General features: G+C 45.0%; 17 protein-coding genes and 1 pseudogene. 10 read left to right on the top strand and 8 right to left on the bottom strand.

Annotation, left to right across the window (positions count from 1 at the left end; genetic code table 11):
- Positions 1 to 45: 45 nt before the first annotated feature.
- The 4 genes from ACED41_RS08105 to ACED41_RS08090 all read left to right on the top strand — a co-directional run bounded on the left by ACED41_RS08105 (position 46) and on the right by ACED41_RS08090 (position 5826).
- A complete protein-coding gene (locus ACED41_RS08105) occupies positions 46 to 1560 on the top strand; it encodes a sodium:solute symporter family protein (protein ID WP_048660497.1) in 1515 nt (504 codons plus the stop codon).
- A gap of 90 nt (positions 1561 to 1650) precedes the next feature.
- Positions 1651 to 2598: a sugar kinase gene (locus tag ACED41_RS08100; RefSeq protein WP_017070149.1), complete on the top strand. Its 948-nt coding sequence runs from the start codon at positions 1651 to 1653 to the stop codon at positions 2596 to 2598.
- 20 nt (positions 2599 to 2618) lie between these two features.
- Entirely contained in the window at positions 2619 to 3248 is a 630-nt protein-coding gene (locus ACED41_RS08095; protein ID WP_017070148.1) for a bifunctional 4-hydroxy-2-oxoglutarate aldolase/2-dehydro-3-deoxy-phosphogluconate aldolase, read from the top strand.
- 127 nt (positions 3249 to 3375) lie between these two features.
- Positions 3376 to 5826, top strand: a complete 2451-nt coding sequence (locus ACED41_RS08090; protein ID WP_065584465.1) for a family 20 glycosylhydrolase — start codon at positions 3376 to 3378, stop codon at positions 5824 to 5826.
- A gap of 120 nt (positions 5827 to 5946) precedes the next feature.
- Here the strand turns inward: ACED41_RS08090 and ACED41_RS08085 are convergent, their stop codons facing one another.
- Positions 5947 to 8010, bottom strand: a complete 2064-nt coding sequence (locus ACED41_RS08085; protein WP_371724763.1) for an ATP-binding protein — start codon at positions 8008 to 8010, stop codon at positions 5947 to 5949.
- Between the two features lie 230 nt (positions 8011 to 8240).
- Between ACED41_RS08085 and ACED41_RS08080 the strand changes: the two genes are divergently transcribed.
- The 4 genes from ACED41_RS08080 to lhgO all read left to right on the top strand — a co-directional run bounded on the left by ACED41_RS08080 (position 8241) and on the right by lhgO (position 14544).
- Complete coding sequence (locus tag ACED41_RS08080; protein WP_371724762.1) at positions 8241 to 9581, top strand: sigma-54-dependent transcriptional regulator; 1341 nt, start codon at positions 8241 to 8243, stop codon at positions 9579 to 9581.
- 317 nt (positions 9582 to 9898) lie between these two features.
- Positions 9899 to 10912, top strand: a complete 1014-nt coding sequence (locus ACED41_RS08075) for a TAXI family TRAP transporter solute-binding subunit (protein ID WP_371724761.1) — start codon at positions 9899 to 9901, stop codon at positions 10910 to 10912.
- Positions 10913 to 11125: 213 nt separating this feature from the next.
- Entirely contained in the window at positions 11126 to 13303 is a 2178-nt protein-coding gene (locus ACED41_RS08070) for a TRAP transporter permease (protein WP_371724760.1), read from the top strand.
- Between the two features lie 26 nt (positions 13304 to 13329).
- Positions 13330 to 14544, top strand: coding sequence for an L-2-hydroxyglutarate oxidase (lhgO, locus tag ACED41_RS08065; RefSeq protein ID WP_371724759.1), 1215 nt, complete (start codon positions 13330 to 13332; stop codon positions 14542 to 14544).
- A gap of 143 nt (positions 14545 to 14687) precedes the next feature.
- Here lhgO and ACED41_RS08060 read toward each other — a convergent pair whose 3' ends face one another.
- The 5 genes from ACED41_RS08060 to ACED41_RS08040 form a co-directional block, all read right to left on the bottom strand.
- Positions 14688 to 16244 carry a M28 family metallopeptidase gene (locus ACED41_RS08060; RefSeq protein WP_371724758.1) on the bottom strand — a complete coding sequence of 519 codons (1557 nt, stop codon included), beginning with the start codon at positions 16242 to 16244 and terminating at the stop codon, positions 14688 to 14690.
- A 143-nt stretch (positions 16245 to 16387) separates the two neighbouring features.
- Positions 16388 to 18757 (bottom strand): M4 family metallopeptidase, encoded by a 2370-nt coding sequence (locus ACED41_RS08055; RefSeq protein WP_371724757.1) that lies wholly within the window; start codon positions 18755 to 18757, stop codon positions 16388 to 16390.
- A 572-nt stretch (positions 18758 to 19329) separates the two neighbouring features.
- Positions 19330 to 19605 (bottom strand): hypothetical protein, encoded by a 276-nt coding sequence (locus ACED41_RS08050; protein WP_017065177.1) that lies wholly within the window; start codon positions 19603 to 19605, stop codon positions 19330 to 19332.
- A 135-nt stretch (positions 19606 to 19740) separates the two neighbouring features.
- Positions 19741 to 21060: a sensor histidine kinase gene (locus ACED41_RS08045; RefSeq protein WP_371724756.1), complete on the bottom strand. Its 1320-nt coding sequence runs from the start codon at positions 21058 to 21060 to the stop codon at positions 19741 to 19743.
- Positions 21061 to 21096: 36 nt separating this feature from the next.
- A complete protein-coding gene (locus ACED41_RS08040) occupies positions 21097 to 21801 on the bottom strand; it encodes a response regulator (RefSeq protein WP_029235682.1) in 705 nt (234 codons plus the stop codon).
- Positions 21802 to 22089: 288 nt separating this feature from the next.
- Here ACED41_RS08040 and ACED41_RS08035 point away from each other — a divergent pair, with 288 nt between their 5' ends.
- Both ACED41_RS08035 and ACED41_RS08030 read left to right on the top strand, forming a co-directional pair.
- Positions 22090 to 23187: an alpha/beta hydrolase gene (locus tag ACED41_RS08035; protein ID WP_371724755.1), complete on the top strand. Its 1098-nt coding sequence runs from the start codon at positions 22090 to 22092 to the stop codon at positions 23185 to 23187.
- 296 nt (positions 23188 to 23483) lie between these two features.
- Positions 23484 to 23756 (top strand): annotated as a pseudogene (locus tag ACED41_RS08030) (hypothetical protein); the annotation flags it as partial.
- 88 nt (positions 23757 to 23844) lie between these two features.
- On the opposite strand, the gene ACED41_RS08025 reads toward ACED41_RS08030, so the two are convergent.
- Both ACED41_RS08025 and ACED41_RS08020 read right to left on the bottom strand, forming a co-directional pair.
- On the bottom strand, positions 23845 to 25269 hold the full coding sequence (locus tag ACED41_RS08025; protein ID WP_371724754.1) for a hypothetical protein: 1425 nt from the start codon (positions 25267 to 25269) through the stop codon (positions 23845 to 23847).
- Between the two features lie 499 nt (positions 25270 to 25768).
- A complete protein-coding gene (locus ACED41_RS08020) occupies positions 25769 to 26791 on the bottom strand; it encodes a helix-turn-helix transcriptional regulator (RefSeq protein ID WP_371724753.1) in 1023 nt (340 codons plus the stop codon).
- Positions 26792 to 26896 lie beyond the last annotated feature (105 nt).

Below are 26896 nucleotides of genomic sequence, written 5' to 3'. Positions count from 1 at the left end.
AATAAAGTTCAAGAATGAACTCAATATTTCACTGAGAGGTGTCAAATGAACAGCACACTTTTTCTTACAGGCTTCGGCGTGTACGTATGTTTTCTAATTTGGTTAGGCTGGTTTGTCTCGCGTAATCAAAAATCTGGCGAAGATTTCTTATTAGGCGGCCGTGGCCTGCCATTATTCTTAGTACTTGGTACAACGGTTGCGACTATGGTCGGCACGGGTTCAAGTATGGGCGCGGTTGGCTTCGGCTACGCAAATGGCTGGGCAGGTGCTCTGTACGGAATTGGCGGTGCTGTGGGCATCCTATTGCTTGCACTTTGGTTTGCTCCGGTTCGTAAACTGAACTTCATGACCATGAGTGAAGAGCTGGCTTATTACGTTGGCGCTAACCGAATCGTAAAAAACGTGGTTGGCCTACTTATCTTTATCGCGTCAATCGGTTGGTTAGGTGCGCACATTCTAGGTGGCGGCATGTACCTAGCGTGGATTGCAGACATCGACCTTAACCTTGCGAAAATTATTATTGCTGCAGCTTTCACTATCTACGTTGTTATCGGTGGTTACACAGCAGTTGTATGGACCGATACGATTCAAGCAATCATCCTTTTTGCTGGCTTCATCCTAATGGCGGTAATGTCTGTTGATCACATTGGTGGTATGGATAACCTTTACGCTGCGATGGACCCTGCTGCTACAAGCTTTTTAGCAATCGATAAACTGGGCATTCTGCCTGCTGTTTCTCTGGCTGTGGTTATCGGTGTGGGCGTACTTGCAACACCTTCATTCCGTCAGCGTATCTACTCTGGTAAAGATGTTTCAACTATCCGTCGCTCATTTGTCGCTTCTGGTGTGTTGTACCTTTTCTTCTCTATTATTCCAGCAATCATTGGTATGGCTGCGCACGCAATCGACCCATCATTGGATAACCCGAACTACTCGTTCCCATACGTAGCTGCAACGGTTCTTCCAGTTGGCGTAGGCATGATTGTTCTTATCGCAGGTCTATCTGCAACCATGTCGAGTGCAAGCTCAGATGCGATTGCCGGTGTATCTATCCTACTGCGTGACGTGTACGTGATGTTCACAGGCCGCGTACCAAACAAAGAATCAATGTTGAACTACTCTCGTCTAGCTTTGGTTGTGGTGATTGGCTTCGCACTACTGTTCGCACTGACGTCAAACGACATCATTGGCTACATCACTAAGATGATTTCAACGGTTATGTCGGGCATGTTTGTGTGCGGTATGTTGGGTAAATTCTGGAAACGCTACAACTGGCAAGGTGCGCTTGCAACACTAGCGGGTGCTTCTGTAGCTTCATTCGTAGTAATGTTAAACGCTGACTACACAGCCTTCTGGGGCAACCCAGTTATCCCATCATGTCTGTTTGCTCTAACGGCAGGTGTGGTTGTGAGCCTAGTGACTCCGGCTAACCAAGTAACACCTGAAATGGCAAAAGCGATTCTTGATGACGAGCGTGCTCTGATGGAGATGGAAATGTCTGAGACTGGCGTACTTGAAGAAGAAGCGGCACCTCAACGTCCTGCAAATCAAACAAGCTAAACCTAGTCTCCACAACTGGTTTGCTTAATTCAGGCCCTGCTTAGTGGCAGGGCCTTCTCCCACATATATCTCTCTATTTTAGGATCGGCTATGCCTGCATCTTCTCATTTCAATATTGCTTTCTTTGGCGAATGTATGGTCGAAATCAGCGGCTCTCCATTAACCAAAAAGTTTGGCGGTGACACACTTAATACCGCACTTTACCTTTCTCGCTTAACTCAACATCAAAACCTCTCTGTGCACTATGCGACAGGGCTTGGCAGTGATGAGCTGTCTCAAAATATGATTGATAGCTGGCAACTAGAAGGCATTCAAACCAATTTCGTCGAACGCATTGCGAACAAGCTTCCTGGACTCTACATGGTTGAAACCGACGAGACAGGCGAGCGACACTTTCATTACTGGCGCAACGACGCGGCAGTCAAATCTTACTTTCAAGCTAGTGATCTGAATAAGCTTGAAATCGCCCTGACCGAGAAACAAGTCGATGCGGTTTACATCAGCGGTATCAGTATCGCGATTTTAGATGACGCCTATCGTGAGCGCTTATTCAAAGCTATTAGCGTGTTCTCAAATCAAGGCGGCAAGCTGATTTTTGATAACAACTATCGCCCGCAACTTTGGACGACTGAACAAGCTCAGCATTGGTACGCCAAGTTACTACCATTGGTCGACATTGCACTGATTACCGAAGACGACGACCTGCTGGTTTGGGGCAATGGCGAGAGCGTTCAACAACGCTGCCTTCGCTTAGGCTGCCAAGAGATCGTCATCAAACGTGGCTGTGAGCCATGCAAGATTGTTCAAGTTGAACAAGGCGATGTTGTTGAGAGTTATGTATCCGCGACTCGTGTTTCTAACGTGGTCGACACCTGCGCAGCAGGTGACTCCTTCGCTGCGGGTTATCTGGCGGCGCGTCTTACAGGTGAGAGCACCAATGATGCAGCTGAACTGGGTCACCAACTGGCTTCTACCGTTATTCAATACTCAGGCGCGATCATCCCGGTAAGCGCTATGAATCACTTAATTAAAAAATAGAAAAACAAAGCGAATTTATTATGTCTCAAGAAATGATCAACACACTTAAGCAGTTCAAAGTTATCCCTGTTATTCAAATCAACAAGGTGGAACATGCGATTCCACTAGCAAAAGTGTTAGTAGAAAACGGCCTGCCAGTCGCAGAAGTGACGTTCCGTACCGAAGCGGCAGCGGATTCGATTCGTGCGATGCGTGATGCCTACCCAGAGATGTGTATCGGTGCTGGTACAGTATTAACGCCAGCGCAGATCGACCTTGCGAAAGAGGCGGGCAGCGAATTCATCGTAGCACCGGGCCTGAATCCAAACACCGTAAAACGCTGCCAAGAGATCGGCATGCCAATCGTTCCGGGCGTAAACAACCCAAGCCAAGTAGAGCAAGCGCTAGAGCTTGGTCTTAACTTCTTGAAGTTCTTCCCTGCAGAAGCGTCTGGCGGCATCAACATGGTGAAATCTTTACTCGCACCTTACGTTGATGTGTCGCTAATGCCTACTGGTGGTATCGGCAAACACAACGTTAATGACTATCTAGCTGTGGATCGCGTGGTGTGCTGTGGCGGTACTTGGATGGTATCTCCGAAGATGATCGAGAACGAACAGTGGGACGAGATCGCGGAGTTAGTCCGAGAAGCGGTCGCTCTTGTGAACTAACGAGAAGCGTTTGGAATAAAGATAAGTGTTTTAAATAAAGATAAACAACAGCAGTGGTTGATGGTTCTGTTTTGTGAATTGCCTCCGATAAACAAAACAGAACGCCCGTTATATAGGAAAACTAATAATGAAAAAAACTATATTGTCTCTATTGATTTCAAGTTCAGTAGTGTCCCCAATGGCGTTAGCAATGGCTCCGAATACCGATCTAAATTTAATGCCGTATCCACAAACAGTCGAGCTGCAAGCTGGGCAAGTTAAGGTCGACGGTAACTTCAAGGTTTACATCAAAGGCTTTAACTCTGATCGCGTTGAATACACCGCGAAACGCTTTATCGATCGCCTAGAGCGCCAAACTGGCGTGCCGATTCTAAACTGGCAGGTTGATAGCGCAGACGAAGCGAACCTGATCATTGATATCGACGCGGCGCCAAAGTCTGAAGTACAGAACATCGACTCTGTAGAGTCTTACAAAATTACGACTCAGGGTGAGCAAATCACGCTGAGCGCACCAAGCCCATATGGCGCTATTCACGGCATCGAAACCCTTTTACAGCTCGTTGAAACCACAGCAACTGGCTACCATATTCCTGCCGTAACCATTGTTGATGAGCCCCGCTTTCGTTGGCGTGGAGTCTCTTACGATACCTCGCGTCACTTCATTGAATTTGATGTGTTGATTCGTCAGCTAGATGCGATGGCTTCTGCGAAAATGAACGTGTTCCATTGGCACTTCTGGGACGATCAAGGTATCCGCATTCAAACGGAATCTTGGCCGCGTCTATGGTCAGAAACCACTGATGGTGATTACTACACCAAAGACCAAGTTCGTTACTTAGTTGAGTACGCTCGTAATCTTGGTATTCGTGTTATTCCAGAAGTTTCACTGCCGGGACACTCTTCTGCTGTGGCGCACGCTTACCCACGCTTGATGTCGGGTGGTGAAGGTCAAAGCTACGAACAAGAACGTGGCTGGGGTGTATTTGAGCCATTGATGGACCCACTTAACCCAGAGCTCTATGAAATGCTGGGCGACGTGTTTGATGAAGTGACAGAACTGTTCCCAGACGAGTACTTCCACATTGGTGGCGATGAGCCGAACTATGCGCAATGGAAAAACAGCGAAAAGCACCAAGAGTTCATCGAAGAGAACAATATCGATGGCGAGCGCGGCTTACAGTCTTACCTCAACGTAAAAGTTGAAAAGATGCTGGAAGAGCGTGGCAAGAAGATGACGGGTTGGGATGAGATTTGGCATAAAGATCTGCCAACTTCTATCGTGATTCAAAGCTGGCAAGGACACGACAGTATCGGTCGTGCGGCGAAAGAGGGCTACCCAGGTATTCTGTCTACGGGTTACTACCTAGACCAACCTCAGCCAACCAGTTACCACTATCGCAATGATCCAATGCCAAGTGGCATCACGGTTGACGATAAGCTGCACAGTGGTGAGAAGTTTGTGACTTACCAATGGCAAAAGCCTCGCTCTAAAGGCAGCCCACGTAAGGGAACACTGACTATCATTGAAGCGCAAGACGGTACTTTCCGCGCGTTCAGTGATTACAACGGTAAGTCTCGTGAAGAGATCTACATCCTTGATTATGTGCCGGGTAAAACCTTTGTCGGCCACTTCGATAACTTCATGTCGTATACCGAATTCAACCTGAACTTGAATCCAAATGGGTTTGCGGAAGGCAGCTATCAGTTAATTGGTAACGTGCGCTGGCCAACCACAGGCGAAGTGATTGCGAGCAGCGATGTAGAAGGCAGCGTGATCCCTGAGCCAAACGGAGGCTACCCCGCGGAGCTAACCGACAAAGAAAAAGAGCTGATTTTAGGCGGCGAGATCACCATGTGGCTAGAAAACAAAGACAGCCTCACGGTCGAAAACTACCTATGGCCTCGCAGTTATGCAATTGCAGAACGTTTCTGGTCGGATGCAGAACTGACAGACGAACGCAGTATGTATAAGCGCATGAAAGCAATGGATACATGGTCGGAAGTATCGGTAGGGCTACGTCATCACGCAGATGCTGATATGCTGTTGAAGCGCATTGCCAAAGGCCAAGATATTCACGACCTGCGCGTGCTAGCGAAATACACCGAGCCGGCTCAATACTATGCTCGCAACTGGGAAAAGTGGAACTCCACTGAACCTAAGGGCACCTTGTACAGCCAATACGAGCGCCTAAATCGCTTCGTGGATGCTTTGCCAGTAGAAAGCTACGCGGTGTATGAGATGCAAGACTTGGTCAATGAAGTGGCGACAGGCAATCAGCAGGCGCTAGAGCAACTTGCAGAGCATTATCAGCAAGCAAAATCAGCTGCACTAGCGGCGGAAACTGTCTTCGCTGGTAACGTGTCTTCGGTAGAGACTGTGGTGGTTGCAGAGAAAACCGTTGAAGTTGCAGATTTAGCATTAACTTTGATTGCTAAAGCGCAAGCTGGCGAGAAGGTAAGAGAAGCTGACGTGAATGCCTACCAAGCGATACTGTCTGATTCAGCGAAAATCTACGATGAATCGATCATCGCGATTGTGCGCCCAACAGAACTGTTGTTGAAGCAGTTAGCTGAGTAAGTCGTTAACGGATTAGTGAATAAGTCACACGCCAATAAGTGAATCAAAATCGCCCTCTGTGGGCGGTTTTTTAGTTCTAGCGCTTCAATAGAATGTGGAGTTCAAGGTCTGTGTAAGTAACTACTCACTATTGCTATTGTTTAGTGTTAACGTAAATGTCATGCCTTGGTCTGAATTGTTCTTCGCTATTAATGTGCCTTGCATATCGCGCACGTTGTTCGCTGTGATAGCCAACCCGAGCCCCAAGCCTTCGCCCATCTTTTTGTTGGTATGAAATGGTTCGAAAATGGTTTCGAGTTGATCTTCAGACACACCACAACCGTTATCTTGAACCTTGATGATCACGCGTTGTTGCTCGGTATGAGCGCTGATCACAATGGTTGCTGGTTTCTGATTCTGCGTGGCATCGACAGCGTTTCTAAGCAGGTTACCAAGCACTTGACGAAGTCGCGCCTCTTCTCCCATTACCATCGAAATATTGGAAGCGACACGCACGCGAATATCGACGTTTTCCAGTTCGGCTTGATGAATTCGCAGGGTTTCTTGCAGTGCGTCTGTCAGTGAAACTGGGTAAGGCTTTTCAAGTCTTTGGAAGGCGAACGACTTCAATTGGCTGGTCATGTTAGCCATTCGGTCGATCAGGCTCATGACTAAGTCCATGTTCGCTTTCAACATCTTGGTCTCGCCTCTTTCCATCAATAGCTGGTTACTTGAAAGTAGCGTTTTTAGGCCAGTAAGCGGCTGATTGAGTTCATGAGTAATCGCACTCGACATCCGCCCTAGTGCAGCCAGTTTGCTAGATTCGACAAGTTCTTGCTGCGCATCTTTTAGATCTTGAGTTCGCTCTTCGACCCGCAGTTGTAGCGTTTTATTGGCGTTTTGCACCGCAATTTCGGCTTTCTTACGTTTGCTGATATCGATTACGGTACACAGGTAGTAAGTCGTCGCATGCCAAGGAAAGGCGCTAATAGAGAATAAAACAGGGAAGTAGCTGCCATCGCTGCGTCTTGCCATGGTTTCGACGCTAGTTATCTCGGCCAGCTCTTGATGCTGCTCTAAGTTTTTGAGCAGTTGCAAGGTGGTTGAATTCGGATTACCTGCCTCAAATAACTGCCACGCCTTGATGTTATTGATCATTGAATCAGATAGTGAAAAGTAGTTCTTCGCCATCAGGTTGATATCGTGAATGCGTCCGTGTTTATCGATCAGTATTAACCCAACATGGGTTTTATTGATCATCCCAGACAGTCGTTTCTCAGACTCTTCGATAAGCTTTTGGATTCTCAGATTGCTGAGCTTTTTCTGGCGTCTTTGGTAAAGAATAACCAACAGTAACAGAATGAAAAGACAGCCAACCGCCACACTCCAGCTGATCCAGTTCGTGGTCTGGTTGAGGCTGGTTAATGGCGTTAGGTAGGTTAAACGCCAATTCAGATCGTCTAACTTGATGGACTGAATTAGGTAATCTTTATCTTGCAATCGCCACACGCGAATATGGGTTTGGTCATACAGCTCACGTTTTGTCGCTGTGGGCTGAGAATTGAAGGTGTCATTGAACCAATCGGCACTCAACCTGTTGTCACTGGAGAGAAAGAACTGATCGCTAGGGTTCTGAAACAGTATCGCCTCACCATCGGCAAACCATTGATCGGTTAACAATGACAAATCGATTTGCACCGCGACAATGCCAACCACATCAGAGGCTCGATATACGGGTGCCGCTATGAAGTAATCGGGTGTCACGCCTTTGTTTTTTGTCACCACTGAAATCGCACCACCTTGTTGGTGGATCTTCGAAACAATTGTACTGGCGTTCTTATTGCTCAGTTTGCTTCTTTCAACACTCGATACCAACAAGTCCCCTTCGCCAGAAAGCAGATACCAGCCCTTGGTGTTGGCGGCTTTATCCAATTGAATCAGCTGCTTCTTAATGCGTTTTTCTAGGCGGGCTTCACCATCAATGAAGCGCACACTGGTTTCATCATTGGTTACTAGGTAGGGCAGATAATAGAAACGCTTAAGGGTTCGCCTTGCTTCGGCAATGTAGCCAAGGAAGCGCTGTTCGGCATAGCGTTGGGCTTGTTCAAGCTTCCACTGGCTGATGCCATTCTTGGTGGTGACCTGCACCAAACCAATCAATAAACAGGTACACAGGAATAACCAATATCGATTGTTATTCATCATTGCTGATCAAATCCCTTTAAAATTAGTGGCTTGCCTCTTTGAGCTAGTGGTTTGACAAGGTTTTATGTTTGCTTTTTAAGCGAATGGAGAGTGAGACAAATCGAAGCTAACAAACATTATTAAACTGTTAAAGGAGTGTTATTCAAAGTGGGAGCTAGCTCCTTTTCGTCTGAGGTTTTTTTACATACCGTGGACGATATTAATCAGATGTAGAGTGGCGGAACCAAACTATGCAGCGTATTGCTTTAATTGAAGATGACGCGATTGTGCGTCAAGCAACCAGCCAATGGTTGCAGCTGGCGGGCTTCGATGTCACCGCATTTGAAGTAGGACAAGATGCGTTAAACGCCGTAGAGCAGGGTGATTTTCAAACCATTATCACCGATGTTCGTTTACCTGATATTGATGGTGTTGATCTGCTAGGGCGTTTCAAAGGTCTTGTGCCAGATGTGCCTGTTATTTTGATTACTGGGCATGGTGATGTCGATATGGCGGTGAAAGCCTTACAGCAAGGTGCCTATGACTTCATTGAGAAGCCATTCGACCCAGAGCGTCTGTCTCAAACGGTATCGGAAGCGGTAGATAAACATCAAAGTGGCCAAGACAGAAACAGTCGTCAGAACTATCTGGATAACCTTAAGGGCATTGAACAGGTGCTGATCGGTCGCAGTAAAGTGATGTGTGAACTGCGCGAGCAAATCCAGAAAGTCGCTTCCATAGACACCAACGTGATCATCTATGGTGAAACGGGTTGTGGTAAAGAGCTGGTCGCCTCTTGCTTACATGAATTCAGCCAACGTAAAACCCATCCGTTTGTTCCGCTCAACTGTGGCGCAATCCCAGAAAATCTCTTTGAAAGCGAGCTGTTTGGACACGAAGCCGGAGCGTTTACTGGTGCGGCCAAACGACGCATTGGTAAGCTGGAATTTGCCGACAAAGGCACAGTGTTCCTTGATGAAATAGAGAGTATGCCGCTGTCGATGCAGGTAAAAGTGCTGCGCACCTTGCAAGATAATGTCGTCGAACGCGTGGGGGGGAATCAGCAACAACATGTTGATCTACGAGTGGTCTCTGCCTCGAAAAGCGATCTACTGAATCACCCCGACTTTCGCCAAGATCTATTCTATCGTTTGAATGTTGCCCAGCTGCATTTGCCTCCACTCAGTGAGCGTGAAGAAGATGCCTTACTTTTGTTTGAACACTTCACCCAAGAAGCCAATTCCGAAACACGTATAGCCAGTGAGGCTGATCGCTATGCACTGCTCTCGTATGCGTGGCCGGGCAATGTGCGTGAACTGCGTAATGTTGCGATTCGTTTTGCATTGGATGAAAGCTTGACCGTTGGGGATATTTTGGCGTGTCGTCCCAATTCTGTCACAGAGTCCACAACGGCGGGCATCCCTTTGGCGGTTCAAGTACAGAGCTTTGAACGGAAAGTGATTCATGATGCGCTAGTTCGTTATCAGGGACGCATCAATGATGTTATGCAAGACTTGGATTTACCTCGTCGAACATTGAACCAAAAGATGGTGCGTTATGGGTTAAATCGAAGTGACTATGTTGACCCTTAGAGAGCGGCTTCATCGCAGTGCTTGTTGATTTTTAATGAGCAATAAATGGCTCATTGCATATTTATCAATTTACATACATTGATCACACAACTGCAACATGGTGTGACTTGCTTCCCGATCTACAGGTGTTAATTCCGGTAGCCGATAAGCAAAAAATGGCTTACTTAATAACAGGGGAATAAGCAAAAAACGGCTTATTTTGAATAGGTTTTAAAATAAAAGTAAATTAAAACAAATAGTTAAAAACTGGCATTACGCTTGCTATCTATTGTTGTTAACAAAAATATAACGTGAATAACCCTACATGGAGAGTAACAATGAAATACAACAAGCTGGTTAAAACTTTAGCGCTAGCAATGGCTTCTCTTGGCCTTATCAGTAATGCGTCAGCTGAAGAAGATCGCAGCTATATTTTAGCGACGGCTTCAACGGGTGGTACCTATTATCCAGTGGGTGTGGCCTTAGCGACATTGAGTAAAGTTAAGCTTGCGCCTAAGCAGCATTTTTCTTTAGCGGCTATCAGCTCTGCGGGCTCGGGTGAGAACGTAAAGTTGTTGAACGAGAACGAAGCTCAGTTCGCAATTCTACAAGGTTTGTATGGTGCTTGGGCTTGGCAGGGTTTAGGGCCATATGAGAAATCTGGCAGACAAACTCAACTGCGTTCAGTTTCCATGTTATGGCAAAACGTAGAACACTTTATTGTGCGTTCAGATCTAGCAAAAACAGGTACGGTAAGCGATCTAGAGAACCTAAACGGTAAGAAATTCTCTATCGGTAAGAAGAACTCTGGGACTGAAAACTCAGGTCGTCAAATCATGCAAGGCTTATCCGTGGACCCAGAACAATTTAAACTCGCCTTTATGGGTTATGGTGGCAGTGCGAGCGCATTACAAAATGGCACAATTGATGGTATGAACACGCCTGCTGGTGTTCCTGTTGGTGCGGTGACGCAAGCCTTTGCAGCACTGGGTGAAGATATTCAAATCTTGTCGTTTACCGATGCACAAATCAAACAAGCGAATGGTGATTACAATATTTGGACCAAGTATGAGATCCCAGCAAACACTTATCCAGGTGTCGATAAACCAATTACTACGATTGCCCAACCTAACTTCCTAGCGGTTCGTGAAGACATTTCTGAAGAAGATGTGTATCAACTGACCAAAGCTATCTATGAAAACCTACCTTTCCTACAAGGTATCCACAAAGCAACCAAAGCAATGGCACTTGAGAAAGGGATCGCAGGCCTTCCTGTTCCGCTTCACCCAGGTGCTGCTCGTTACTATAAAGAAGTGGGTATAGAAATCCCTTCTGAGTTGATCGTCGACTAACCCTTTGTCTTCGATTAGCCATTTATCTTTAACTCGCTATTTGGCGTGAACTGAATATTCGCGTTAATTAATTGCTTGGTGCGTTTTCATATGTTTCGGTTGCTTTGTTTGATTTGACCGTCTCCGATTCGTTCGATTATTTGAAGTGAAAACGCACCACCCTACTTTATGGATTTTCTCTGCGCGTTTGGCTGTGGAGAGCAGGAGTTTTCTATGAGCGATTCGCTGCAGCAGGAACTGAAAAAATTCGAATTGCCTACCCGAACAGATTTCCCTTGGGTAGGCAAAGCAATAACGACAATGGGAGTGATACTCTCCCTCCTACATATTTGGTTTAATACCTTATCTACCTTGCCAGAGCTTTGGATTTCGGCGACGCATTTCGCTGGTTTCGCAATCATTTGCGCGCTTTGGTATCCCGCTCATATCTCACTGAAAAAGAGCAAGATAGCTCTGGCGGTCGATATCGGAATTGCCTTGGCGGCTCTGGCTTGTCTTATCTACATCCCCTTTGCAGAAGATGCGTTGTATGACCGAGGCGTAAAATTTATCGCCAGTGATTGGTTTTTCTCTATCTTGGCGATTGCCATCGTCATTGAGCTGATTAGACGCACTATGGGCTGGTTCATTCCAGTGCTTATCTTAGTGTGTTTAAGTTATGTAGTGCTTTGGGGACAATGGACCAGCGGTATTTTTCATTTTCCGGGTTTAAGCCTTGAGACGTTACTTTATCGAAGCTTTTATTCATCAGAAGGGATGTTTGGTTCGATCTCAAGAATCAGTTGGACCTTCGTGTTCATGTTCATCCTGTTTGGCGCATTTTTAGTTCGATCTGGTGTCGGCGACTACATTATTGATGTATCCCGTGCCGCGGCGGGCAAAGTGATTGGTGGCCCTGGTTTCATTGCCGTTATTGGCTCCGGCTTGATGGGCTCAGTCTCCGGGTCGAGCGTAGCAAACACAGTATCGACGGGCGTGATCAGTATTCCCTTGATGCAAAAGGCAGGTTTCCCTTCGCGCTTCGCGGCAGGTGTTGAAGCGGCTGCATCTACTGGCGGGCAGCTGATGCCACCTGTGATGGGTGCGGGCGCGTTCATCATGGCCTCTTACACGCAAATTCCTTATGTCGATATTATTGCGGTTTCCTTCGTTCCTGCGCTTATCTACTTTTTGTCTGTGGCATTCTTCGTGCGCATCGAAGCAAAACGCAGTGGTGTGCAAAAGGTGACTTCTGGCTGTGAGCCTCTATTGAAAGTATTGCTGTCGGGTTGGCACAACCTGATCCCATTAGCGGTGTTAGTGACTCTGTTGGTGAAGGGCTTTACGCCGACTTACGCTGCGGGCATCTCGATTCTGTCTGTCGTGGTGGCTTCATGGTTCTCTAAAAATCACAAAATGGGTCCAAAGGCGATCATCGAAGCGCTTTCTCAAGGCGCAAAAAACATGGCGACCACGGCTGTGTTGCTAGTGGGTATTGGTCTAGTTGTTAATGTCATTAGCACTACGGGAATTGGTAACACCTTCTCTTTGATGATCAACAGCTGGGCGAATGGCGAGTTACTGGTGATGATCGCCTTAATTGCACTGGCGTCTTTGATTCTGGGCATGGGCTTACCAGTAACCGCGGCTTATATCGTGTTGGGTACTCTGTCTGCACCAGCTTTGTATAAACTGATTGCTGAAAGTCAGTTGCTCGACCTGTTGGTTTCGGGACAGTTACCGGAACAGGCGAAAGCTATCTTCATGTTGGCTGCGCCAGATAAGCTTGATTTGCTGAACGCGCCAATGGCACTTGAAACAGCCAAAGAGATGATTGCGTTAGTCCCTGCTGATTTTGTGGAAACTCTGCTTGAACAGAGCCTTGGCTTAGAAGCGATCAGCCTTGCACTGCTTTCTGCCCACTTGATCATTTTCTGGCTATCGCAAGACAGCAACGTGACTCCGCCTGTTTGTTTAACTGCGTTTGCCGCAGCGACTATCGCTAAAACACCACCAATGAGAACCGGTTTAATGGCTTGGAAGATAGCAAAAGGTTTATACCTAGTGCCGTTGTTGATTGCCTACACTAACTTGGTGAGTTGGGATATTACCTCGGTATTGGTCACCGGTGGTTTTGCTATTATTGGCACTTACGCATTTATCGCGGCGATTGAAGGCTATCTAGAGAGCGAAATTAATGTCATTACTCGAGTAGTGTTGGTAGTAATAGGTGCAGCTTTAGTATGGCCTGATGTTTCAGTCGTGATTCGCTTGGTATGTGTCGCCATTTTTGTTGGCATCTTCATCTACAGCGGTCGTAAATACGATGCAAATCAAGTTAAAAAAGAATCAGAAAGTGAGGAACAAAAGTTACCTCAAACTGGGTCTAACACTGTCGCGTCTTCCCTATAATTAAAAGGATTGAATGTAGGAATATTATGAACTCAACATACGACTATATTATCGTTGGTGGTGGCATTGTTGGCGTGTCGACGGCATGGCAATTACAGCAAGCTCACCCTGATAAAAGTATCCTTTTAGTCGAAAAGGAGCGTGGATTCGCGCAGCACCAAACTGGCCATAACAGTGGTGTGATTCACGCTGGAGTTTACTACGCTCCGGGCAGTTTAAAGGCGGATTTTTGTAAGCGTGGCGTAGAGCGCACCATCGCCTTTTGCAGTCAACACGATATCCCTGTCGAAAACTGTGGCAAGCTGTTGGTCGCGACCAATGAGCAGGAAGTGGAGCGCATGAACGCGCTCTATCAACGTTGTCATGATAACGACATTGATGTCGACCTCTTAGATCAAGCGCAACTGAAACTTGCAGAGCCTAACATCACCGGTTTGGGCGCGATTTATGTCAAAACCACCAGTATCGTGGACTACAAAAAAGTCACCGAAGTGATGGCTCAAGAGTTTGTTGAAGCGGGTGGTCAGCTCAGTCTAGGCACGGAAGTGATTATGGCGGATGAGCAAGAAGATGAAGTGCAGTTAACGTGCAAAGTAGATGGTCAGACTCTTCAACTGAACAGTCGATTCTTGATCACGTGTTCTGGCTTGATGGCCGATAGAATGACCAAGATGTTAGACATCGAAACCGACTTCCAAATCGTGCCTTATCGCGGTGAGTATTATCAGTTAGACGCTAAGCACAACCAAGTGGTGAATCATCTTATCTATCCGATCCCTGACCCAGAACTGCCTTTCTTGGGCGTGCATTTAACACGCATGATTGATGGCTCCGTAACAGTAGGGCCAAATGCAGTTCAAGGCTGGAAGCGAGAAGGTTATGGCAAGCTTAACTTTAGCTTCAAGGACACTTGGCAGATGCTGAGCTTTGTGGGTTTTTGGAAAGTGACTGCGAATCACTTGAAAACGGGTTTGGTCGAGTTTAAGAACTCGTGGTGGAAACCGGGATATCTAAAGCTAGTGAACAAATACTGCCCGAGTATTACGGTTGATGATTTTAAGCCTTATCCTGCTGGGATTCGTGCTCAAGCGGTACTGAAGGATGGCACCTTGGTCCATGATTTCCTGTTTGCCGAAAGCCCAAGAAGCTTACATGTATGTAACGCGCCATCACCGGCTGCGACCTCTGCAATGCCGATTGGTGAGTACATCTGTGGCAAGGTAATGAAAAAGACGGCTTGATGATAACTAAAGGTTATTAAGTTGAGATGCTCTCCGAAGACAATAAAAAATCCGCAAGCTCCAATCTATTTATGATCGTGGGCTTGCGGATTTTTAGTTTTAGCCGTGTTTGCTAGGTTTAATTGTTAGTCAATTAACCAACCTTAAAGCCAATCAGGAACGAAGTTAGCGACGATGGTGACATCACTAAAGTTACGGTAACCGCGCACCATGATGCTGAATTCACCCGCTGGCTTGTTCAATACACACTGTTCGTTGCTGCTGTTCTGGTATGGGCGGCAGTCGTAGTTCGCTTTCGATACGGTGCCGTTGTGTTTCACATATAAGTCGGCATCGCCACTTCGAGGGCCGGTTAATGTTACCGTTAACTGACCTGCACTTTGAGTCGTAAATGTGAAGAACTGCTCTTCACCATATCCTGCAGTAAGTCCTTTAACAGGCACGCCATTTTGCAGCTCTTTAGGGCCTGCAACGGGTGAATCAAGGCTGGTTTCGACAAGGTAAGCAATGGCTAGTTTGGCGAACTTGGTCGCGTGTGTCGCCGTAGGATCGGAGTTCTCAAGCGTGTCGTGCTCAGTGTGAATACTTGGGTTGTAATCATTGAACATGCTTTCGAATGGCATGGCAGCTGGGTAGCCAACATTGTGCCAAGAGGCGTGGTCAGAACAGGCATAGCCACAATCATCGAAACCGTAACTGATGTCGCTCGCGTAAGTGTCGATCAGCTCGCTTAAATAGGCGGTGAGGTTGCTGTCGGTGTAGTCCGTGATGAAGGTGATATCGTGCGCTGAACCGTTGTAGTTGGTCATGTCTAATTGCAATACCGATACAACGTTGGCTTGCTCATCTCTTAAAGCGTTGGCGACATCTTGTGAGCCTCTCAATCCCACTTCTTCGGCTGCATAACCATAAAATTTAATGGTCTTGTCTGGCTGAATACCACTGGCGATCATCAGGCGAAGCGACTCTGTTACCGTTGCAATGCCAGACGCATCATCATCGGCCCCCGGTGAGATGGTGCCTTCGCTTGTCCAAGATCCTACCGTTGAATCAAGGTGTCCACCCACAACGACGATCTCTTCAGGATATTTAGCGCCAAGCAGTGTCACTTCAACGGATTTCTGTGGGTATTCGGCATGCGTGATCTGGCGTGCAGACGCATACGGCACATCCTTAATTTCTGTTTCCCAACGCTCTAAAAGCCAATCTGAAGCAGCGACACCAGTAGAAGTAGTATAAAAACGGTTGGTGAAGTTGGTTAGATTTTCAATGGTCGTGACCATGTTGTTCGGCTCGACCTGAGCGAGTAGGTCGTTCACCGTATCTTGATGGCTGATAACTGGCTTTTCGAAGCTGCTCATGGTCAGTGGCATAGCTGCCGCTTTGAGTGCGCTTGCTTTGTCTTCGTGCACCATGTAGCCACCACAACGGTGAGTTTCTTCGTGCATGTGGCTGGATAGTTTCGCCAGCTGTTTCTGGTTGATTTTCGCGACGATGGAATGCTTGTTTCCAGTCACGCTTGGGTAAACTGTTGCGCCATGTTGAGTCATTATATGCTGTGCGTCAGCATCGGTGGTAATCCAGACTTCTTCGTTCGCTGGTGGTGTGATACCTAGGGATGCGTAAGCCGAAGTGCTGGTGGTTAAGGCTAAAGAGCCTCCGAGCACAGCCAAAGCTAGCATGCTTTTTTGAATAGCCATTTGTCGTCCTTTTTATAGTGAGTATTGTTGTGTTGATGGGTGTGAATTTTGTTTAGTGCGTGGATGTTTTTGTGTAGATGTTTCATTTTCAGAACAGTTAACCGCGAAAAGGGCCCCTTTCGGAGCCCTGAATTTGCTATTGATTACTGTGTTTTAATGAAACGGTAGTGCTTGGTTTCTGAACAGATATCGCTTGAGGTACACACTTGGTACTCAACATCTACTGTGCCGTTGTGACGGAACTTGTCGACGTATGAGTTAAAGTCTGTAGCACCAACATTCTTGCCATTACGCTTAATCACGAAGTAGTCATTGGTGTCGTAATCCCATGCTAGCTTAACGCGAGCTTTGCCATTCGGGTTTTTGTTACCAAACTTCAGTTTTAATGGGAAGCCTTCCGCTGAGTCACCTTCAATCGTAATCGACTTGCTTGTTGATGTTGCAACGCCTGCATCGTCTGTCACGGTTAGAGTCACCACGTAGTCGCCAGCTTCAGCGTAGGTATAGCGAGTCACTTCACCGGTTTGTGTGTTGCCATCGCCTAGGTTCCATTGGTAAGAAACGATCTGACCATCGCTGTCCGAACTTGTGCTACGCAGCTCTACTTCTTTGCCTACGACCGTGTGTTCGAAAGAAGAAACTGGCGGTACGTTAGCATTGCCTGATTCGTACGATGCTTTCAGATTTGCACCTGCGTAATCTGAGTAACCCAGAATGTTCACCGTGTAGCGACCAGCTGTTGGGTTTTCAATTACACATACTTCATCGGTTACGCTTTCACTCTTACAGATATTCTCTTGAGAGCTTGGCGCATAATCTAGGCCGACATAAATATCTGGGTCACCCGTAGACACAGCAAGATCAATCGTCAGTTTCTCTTGGCCTGATGGTACTTCGATATCAAAGTAAGTTTTCGAACCTGTTTCACCAGCAACTGCGGCTTCAACACCATTTTCAAGGCGTTGATATTCCGGTTCTGGTGGCCGTGGTGGCTCTGCACATGGGGTAACACCCACAAGACCGAACGCAGAAACAACGTCATCGGCATTGTAGCCAAGGTCTGTTGCCGAGTTTTTCACGCCACAAGCACCCTGCCAGAAGTCACTGTTTTCTGACCAGTAGATTTGGTTGGATAGCACGAAAAGCTCGAACGCTTTTTTGGTGTCCCAACCTTGTGTGGTTGCAAGATGGTAGAACGCCTTGTTGAACACGCCAGAGCTGTAGTGCACGTTTAAGCCATCGTAGTACTCGGATGCGTTGTTGATTGAAGAGCCATCGCGTGATGGATCGTCCATGTAACGCAGCGCACCTTCGCCTTTAAAGATATTGCGTCCGACCATCCAGTCGTTGGTGCCTTTCATATAGTATTCTGCGGCTTCACCGGCCATGTCAGAGAAGGCTTCGTTCATACCGCCCGATTGGTTTGCGTAGATCAAACCTGAGTTTTGCTCAGTGAAACCGTGGCTCACTTCATGGGCTGATACATCTAGGCTAACAAGCGGGTAAAAGAAGCTCTCCCCATCACCAAAGGTCATGGCTCTGCCGTCCCAAAATGCATTCTCGTAGTTTTCACCGTAGTGAACACGCATCATGAGCTTGAAGGAGAGTGGCGCTGTGTCGAACCAGTTTTTATACATATCGAACACGATGTTGCCAAAGTAATGGGCATCGTTGAGTGGTGAGAATGCGCCGTTCACGGCTTTATATTCGTTACGAGGACATTCATAGCTGTAAGTGGTGTCGCCGTCGGTCGCGCCATTAAGGTCAACGGTAACGACATTTTCAGACTCCATTACACACTCTGTGCCCACTTCTTGAACATCAAGGTAGTGGTAGTCGGTGCCGTATTCGTACATGCCGGTTTTTTCGTTGCCGCCAGGGCCAGTACCGATCTGAGCATGGGCAATACCTTCCCAGCGGTCGATGACTTCGCCTGTGTGCGCGTCTAGCATGGTGAACGGTCGAGTCGGCTGTTCACTGCCTTCTACTAGGTAAGAGACAACGTACACTAGTCGTGTTTTATCTACGCTTTGCTGTCCGATGCCTTGCTTCACAGAGCCTTGATAGATAAATAGCTGATGTTGAACGTTGTCTAGAGATTTGCTGGTTAAGCCTTGAGTCTTTAGATCTTTACTTGCGAGTTCAACCGCTTGAGCGCTGTTGATTGATGGCTTAACAAAAGATCGCTCTAAGGTCGTTGTTTTAAGGTAGCGACCTTGAACGGACTTAAGTGCGCCACCTTGGACACTTTGGGTGGCATTTAGGTAATGTCCCCATACCGGTGTTCCCCAGATGTTCTGCTGGATCTTAACTTTATAGATACCACGCTTTTTCAGGTTTACTTCTTTCACCATCTTGAAGCTAGAGGCGTTACTGACTCCTAACTGAGCGTTTAACCCAGAGAAGCTAGTAAAGTTGATCGGTTGATCGATTTGAACGGATTCACTTGCATGCACTGACAAAGACATAGCACTGGCTATAGCAACGGCAACTAAACGTTTTCTTATTTTCATTGTTGTTTTCTCTTTCCATGTAAAATCCAAGAAAACGTAACAAATTAATCACAGCGAATTTACATCATTCGATCTGATTAATTAGTAGCATGGCAATGATCTCTTTTATTCATGAAACTTATATTTCTCGTATTTACAGATAGTTATCATTTCTGTTTATTTTTGAACGCACCTATATGTTTATTTATAAAATCGTGACACTTTTATTAAGTGTTTATTTCTCTTGGAAATTAAGATTTTCGAGTAAATTGATCTGTGCCTCAATTAACGGATTCTGGGTTGATAGAAGGATCAACGATTTGAAAGTGTCACTTTAAACAGAAGGCCATTTAGCGAATTTAGGGGCAATTTTGATAAGAAATCGAAGACTTTTCGGCTTATTTTTCGAATTGTTAGTTAAAAGAGGGAAGGGGAATCGGGCACTTGTTTGGCACAGAGCACAAAATCTGCTGGATGAAAAAAGCCAGCGACGGGTCACTGGCTTAGATTAACTTAGTTTGTGCAGGCTACTGAATATAGGTAGGCAACTGCGACACTTAATTATGGTACGTGGCTAACGTCACTATAGCGAATTACTGCTTTTTACCGCCAACTTGTACGTAGTCGATACCGATAATACGGTTGATAATACCCAGAACAGAGCTCGTATCAGAGTTTGTTGAGCGAATCGTATCAACGGTTGCACCTTCAGGTACTAATTCCATTGCGCGGTCTTGAGTATTACCTGGAACTTGGAAACCGACAATGTTGAAGCTTTCAGCGTGCGCTGTGTAAACTTCTTCGTTGTGGCTAATACCAGAACAACCCGCTAGAGAAACAATGCCTAAAACAACTAATAACTTTTTCATAAAAATACCTTAAGAATGATTGGAACCTAGATGGCAAGGCACAAAGGCAGTGGCATGATTATCTAGATTTAATAAGTTCATGGGAGACAGCATCTCCCGACCGATGTTGAACATTATTCCAGAGGTGTTTTGTCGTTACTGTATGGGTTTGTCAGCTGAATCATTACATAGCTGAATGGTTATGGTGAATACTGCACCCTTTAAGGCTTGGCTCTGACCCACTTCCACAGTTGCGTTATGTTGAGCACAGATCTTCTCGACGATAGATAACCCTAACCCATGGCCGCTCTTAGCTTTATTACGTGCTTTGTCGCCAACATAAAAGGGATCGAACAGATGTGCTCGGTGCTCCTCTGCAACGCCATCACCATCGTCATGTACCGCAATTTTCAGTTGATCTTGGTGCACGCTTGCTTCTATCGACACTTGCGAGCGTGCGAACTTCATTGCGTTACGCACGAGGTTATCTAGTGCTCGGTTGAGTAGTGTTTCATCCGCAAGTATTGAGCTAGGTTGCGCTGGTAGTGAAAGGTCGATGTTGAGTTGAGTGTCTTTACTCCAACGCGTCATTGCGTGGTCGAGAAAGTCTCGAATCTCTAATGGCTTTTTTAAGTTCTCTAGGTCAGTGCTACCGAGTTTGGCGTAATACAATAGTTCATCGACCATCTTTTCCATCTCTTCCGTGTCTTCGACAATGCTCTCAATCGTGCTCTCTTGCTCTGCGTTTAGTTGGGTGTCTTTCAACATCTCAGCTTGCCACTGAATACGGAATATTGGCGTGCGCAGTTCATGAGCGACAGCATTAGTGAGTGAGCGATTACTTTCTACCAAGCGATGAATTCGGTCGGCCATTAGGTTGAAGGATTTGTTCAGTGAACCAATCGCAATACCACTTGAAGTCTCGGCTCGTGTCGAGAGATCGCCCTCCGCAAAACGCAGAGTGGCAGCCTCAAGCTTTTTAACTCGGCGGAAGATAATAAATAGATGACATAACCCATATAAGATAAAGCTCGCTAAAAAGAACAACCAAATGAGGTCATCCTCCAACTCTATTTTTTGCCTAACGAACGCTTCACTGTTGGGGAGGTAGTGATAGGTATTGTCACTGCTTGCTAAGCGAAACCATAGGTCCCGTTCATCATCGTGAAAAACAAAGGTATTCGGATTCGTGCTGAAGAACTCTGAAACGGGGCTGGGTATTTCATCGTCTGGGCTGAATGTAACCAATTTATTTCGTGTGGTTTCTACAAACTGGTTTATCGCTTGATGAGCCGCTTCAAGGCCTTGATTTTTAGCGATGTTCTCGATCAATTGCTGGTGGGCAGCCGCTTCGTAATCTTCCAGTACGTATTCGTAGTCGGTATTGAGCTGATAGACGCTAATCTCGTAGGCGACAAGGCCGGCCATAAAGCAAACTAACAGCCCTATTAAGGACTCCAAAAAGATACGTCGCATAATCGCTCTCTTTTATTACGCTCGTATTGAGCGAGGTTAACGCCAGGCGGTCGAAACAAATAAGTAGCCTTTACCGCGAATGGTCTGAATTTTCTCTGCTGGTGTGTGGTCGTCGCCCAAAATCTTCCTTAGACGTACAACCTTGTTGTCAATCGTCCGGTCTATTCCGTCGTACTCAATCCCGCGCAATGTTTGCGTCAAGTAGTCACGAGATAACGGCGTGTCTGGGTTGCTTGCCAATAACCAAAGTAGGTCAAACTCGCTGTCAGTGAGTGATAAAACCGCACCTGAAAGTTCACACTTCTTATAAGTGTTTTTCAGAACGAGTTGATCGAACTGAAGGGTGTCTGAGTCATCGACTGAAGCGGTATTGGTGTCTTGGCGGCGTAATAGCGAACGAACTCTGGCCAGCAGAACTCTTGGTTTGATTGGCTTGGTGACATAGTCATCAGCCCCTGTCTCTAAACCAGCGACGTGGTCAAAGTCGTCATCGCTAGCAGTGAGCATCAAGATTTTACCTTTATAGTGCGTACGCGTCTGTCGGCAGATTGTAAGTCCATCAGTTACAGGAAGCATCAAATCCAGCAGTACGATGTCAGGTTGCTCCGTGAGGATGGTGTGTGCGGCATCACTGCCATCGTCCAACACCGTGACATCAAAATCTTGCGCGACGAAGTAGTCCTGCAACATTTTCTGAAGTTTCAAATCGTCTTCCACGATGATCATTTTAGGTTTTGTCATTCCATTATCAGCCTTGTCGTGCGTTTCACTTATTGAGATTAGGTGAGCGAGTCTTCGTCGTGATGAACCATTACGATTATACGCTATTGCATATAAGTTCAGATGCTTCGCCAAATACCTAAAGCGAATGATTAAACACTTTATAAGTTAGTTCAATGATGAATTGGCATTTATAGGAAAATAAAAAACATCGTTCAAATAGGCTCGACATTCTCATACATTTCCACGACAGATAAATTCAGCGCTAAACAATAGAATTTTCTCATCAAACATTTTGGGAATAACGGTATGAACGACTATAGAAATGCATTACTGGCGTTACCTTTGATTCTGTTAGCGGGCTGTAATTCAAGCTCTAACTCAGGTAAAGCTGCCACCAAAGTGCAAGCAAAACCTCAAGCGGATTACGTATTTTCATCAGCGAAACTGGGTGAGTTGTATAAAGAGCGACAAGAGGTCCAAGAATCCATAAAACTTGATTACAACGGTGTGCAGTATGAAATCGTTCTGTTTGCGGAAGATATTAGTGATAAGCAAAAAGTGGTTAGGCTTGCGGATAGTTTAGGTCAAAGTGTGGATCTGTACCTCCCTGATGCAGGATTTGATAGCTGCGGTATCTACACAGAGAGCAAGGGTTTGGACGTGTTTGATTGTGGTGCGGCTCAACGCTCAATCGGCAATGACACCACGTTAATTAACACGACGACGAATACTCATAAGCCCATCGAGCTTGAGTATCACAATGAACTGGTTCAATACGTGACTAGCCTTGGGTCTACCATTCTGAGTAACAATAAAAGTGGGAACAAGGTAACGATAACCACCTCGTTTGCTTTCAACGCTTTTTACCGTGATGTGCTCAACGAGACTGGCGCTGTTGATCGCATTACTTCCACTCTAGGCGCATCAACCTATTCTCAGCTTTTTGATATCGTGAAATTGTATCAAGGCAGTGAGATGACGTTGAAGTTTACCAACCATATTGGTGGAAGTGCCGACGATGATATCAATATGTACACCGGTCGCATGATCCACAGTAACAACATGACGACGATCGTAACGCCTACGGGGTCGGTGTTCTCTGGCGGCACGGATCTTTTCGCTGCGGGTAACCCACGAGTTTTGCAACGAGCAGATACCACTAAAGCCATTGAGCTTAATAAGCAGGTTGGTGTGCACAGTTGGGCTGAGGATGATAAAACAGCCAAAGACTTCCCATACACCAACGAAAGCCATCGCAAGCAAGCGACCTACTTTAAAAAGGTAATGGGAGACAAAGGAATCGACTTCTATATCTTTACGTTAGATTCTGCTCCGGCTTCTGGTGAACACTGGGTGACTAAGGCTGAGTCAGATAAATACGACTTCATCACACGCATTGAGTAGCTTAGGCTCGTAATAACATAAGAAACGACTTGATAAGGTTGGTGATGACGTTGTTGTCACCAACCTTTTTTGTGTCTGCTTGACCGAGATTTGCCGCGGTGACTTTAGATGTCCTCGATTCACGTCAACTTCATTCTAAAAATGAGAAAATTCAACTCTACAATCATAAGCCTCTGTTAAATATAGTTTTATTTTTCGGCGCTATACTTGCTCCATTCCTCTTTACACGTTTATGGCTAGCTGAAAGAGGGAACATAATTAGAAATTGGAATTCAGTTATACTGCCCAGTTGTTTAATGCCGTGTTTTGCGATGGCGCTGACAACTGCGGATCTTACCTTTGAATCTGGACCAGATGCGTCAAACTATTCGGCAAAAGGTAACCCCAACAATACTTATTCGATAGCCGATTCACTCCCACAAGATGTCTTAACTAATGTCTATTCGATGCTCCCTGAAGGCAGTACGGTGAATAGTGCGTTTATTGCGCTCGAGCGTTATTCGAGCATTGATATTGACGACGAGTTGAACGGTGCAGAGTACGCAACGGCGAAAATCACTTTTTGTAATTGAACAGTTTCTTGATAGCCTATCGACATCTAATCCTACCCTACATTACTAACAGCCCTGCCAATCACAAAAAATAATGTAGTTCCGATTAAAACATTGAAAAGATATTATTTCCGGTTACCGAGCTGATAATAAAAGCGACTGCACTAGCATACTGTGTCCCCCAAACTTCAACAGTTGAGCAGCGTTTAAGTTGGTCGAATAGAAAATTCCCATCACCAAAGATAGTGTAATTGATAGCCAATGGACCAACCAAAATAAGCATCCATAAAGCAACACGAGTACATTGATACATCAGAGTTTTCCTATTTCCGAACACAAAAACGAGAGATGAAGTATCAATAAATGAACGGAAGTTGAGAGCGATACAAATAGCAGAGAAAAGCAATGCTATAAAAGGTACAAAGAAAACTCGACCGATATCATTAAGCAATTCAGGATCACGATCAGCATTTTTGTATTTTTTTACTAAATTTTCAGGAATCGTGTCTTTATAGTGATGATAGAACTCATATCCAGTCAGGTTTATCGGAAAAATATAGTCATTAGAGAAAATGTCAATTTTCTCATTAATCTTTTTTATGACTGATGGGCTTCTTAAAGGGTTATCTATATGCATTGATTCTACGTTTACACCATATAATGAATTGATCAACTTTTGCTTGTTTTTTGTTATTTCATCCCCAAATTGAGAAATATACTTATCCAAAAATTCTTCTCTATCCTTGGTTGGGTGCCAGTTAGTAGACATACGAACACCGGTTTCTTTATATATTTCATCTTTAATCCTTGTCGTTATACCAGTGTGACCTAACCTACGAACGTAGCGGTGGTAGTTTCTTTTAATCTTATTATGCTCGATAGCACCTTTGACACGTAACGTACTCGTCAGTTGATTTGATTGCTGCTCGTATTCTTTCAAAAGAGTCTTGATATTCTGGTTAATAGATTGATATTTTGTGTAGTAATAATACCAATTTTCTTTAAAATCACTTTGGTAAATAGAAAGCCAATAGTCAGGTTTCAGCCTACCACGATCTTCAAATAATTCTGCTTGCCCAATAGCAACAGGTGTAAAAAATGCTATTTGTACATCAAGCGATAAGTTTCCAGCATACTGGCTGTTTATATTAGGAAAAGCAAGTACATTATTGGCGTATGATTTCTGAATCATATAAGCTCGATGGTGACGCTTTTGTTTAGCTTCTGAGCGAGAGTCAAGATAATGGTCTACAAATAATTTTTGACCATAAAAAGTAGCAGAAAACACAGCGATTACCGCTACGAACTTGACAGAAAAGCAAAAACTTCTGCTGCCAAGTGTCATGAACTTAAACACCAATAGCGACATTCCAAAGCCAGAAAGTGAACGCCCATAGAGTTCAATATCATCAATGGTATGGACTTTATCGTGACGAATAGCATTCATTAGGCTAATAAAAAAACTTGTTTCTAGAACTAAGTAGATAATTGAAACAACGAGTATAATACCGGTTAATTTTTTCTTGTTCATGTCATTTTCTCATGAAGTCACAGATATGGGCTTACCCAACCTAAGTTTTTGTTAGAAATACAACTATATTTAGCTTTATGGACACTTTTCATCTATGTGGATTGACAAGTATTCGTGCTCTTAAAGAGAATGAATCGACAGAAATCGTCTAAAAATTAATTATTGCTACTTATATTCCGGGATTCATTATTTAAAAGTTCAGAATGCCATTCTGGTTGGGGCTATATGAGAATTTTTAAATTATCAACAAATTAATTTATGGGTGTGCGGAGGGTTATCAGTGGAGAAAATTGTTAATAATTTTGTATTAACCAGTGTTAAATAAAATGGCTGTATAAGTTTCTACTTTTATCGGTGGTCGTATTAGGGCTAATTCTTGCTGCCTTTGATTACGGGTCCATGCCTTTAATCAAAGCGAGGTAACTCTCTAACTCTCAAATTGAAGAATGAGATTGAGCAGAACATAACACTGCTTATTCCTGATAACTCAGGTATTCCTCTACTCATTCTCTATTGCTTGGTAAAGTTTTGCTGCAGTCTCAAGTGACTCAATGACTTTTTTTCTAAGGGATAAAGGAGAAACAACTTGAATTATGTCTGCGTTTTTTATTAACCAACGAGTGAGATCAAAGCTATCTCGTAATTCAACGAGAATCTCAACATAGTGCTCATTTTCCTTTAATGTTTTCTGATTGGCGCTAATTTTCTTGTTCCATAAGAAGTGAGACCCATTTTTACGATCAATTTTTAGTACGACTTGAACGCACTTATCACCACTGTAAAACTTGTCCTCTGAAACGTAGGTATGGAGACAGAAACGTTCGGTACTGTTATCAGTAGAGCTTGGGAATTCACTAGAAATCTGTTTTATTCGATGCAAAGCAAAGTTTCGATAACCACTAGAGGTATGACTATAAGCGACAAGATAGATATCTAGACCATTGAGGACGATACCTTTCGGCGAAATTAGGTACTTTTTCATGGGAGCATTTTCTTTTGCTCGATAGTCCATGACAAGGTCACGTTTATTTTGCAGAGCCATTTCTATCGTAGAAAATACGTGATGATCGATCTCGGAGGGTAAGGGCTTAAACTCGGTTGTCACATAGCAAAAATGCTTTTTCCAAAGCTCATACCTTTTGTTTCTTTTATTGCTGATTTGATTAAATAGATTTTTCGTTTCCTCCTTAAAGACCGGGGGTAACATGGTCTTTATTTGCTCTTCTATCAACTGCAATATCATGGTTGATGAAAATCGATCTGGGTTTACCGGGTGAGGCTGACCTTGAGCAATCTGATAGAAATTTCCTTTAGATGTTCTCGTCACTTCCACGCTAGGTTGCTCGACCATAATTTTTTCTAATAGCTCTCGTACTGTCCTCGCGTTGGAGACTTTCTTGGCATTGTCATTAAAAAGGCCGTGATCTTCCAAGATTTGACGCAGCTGTTCAGTTGATGTTTCTGAGGGGTGGTTTGGGATGCTTTCAAGTAATTTAGTGCAGCGTGCAAGCGTAATACTCATTGAGTTGGTTACCTGTTAATTCAAAAAATTTACGAAACTAAGCGAGTTGCTTGTTTATTGCACAAGCGCGGAGGTATTTACTCCATCGTGGAGCGTATTATGGAT

The sequence above is a fragment of the Vibrio sp. 1F255 genome (genome assembly GCF_041439145.1).
Lineage (GTDB): Bacteria > Pseudomonadota > Gammaproteobacteria > Enterobacterales > Vibrionaceae > Vibrio > Vibrio crassostreae_C.
This window is presented reverse-complemented; position numbering and strand designations above follow the sequence as displayed.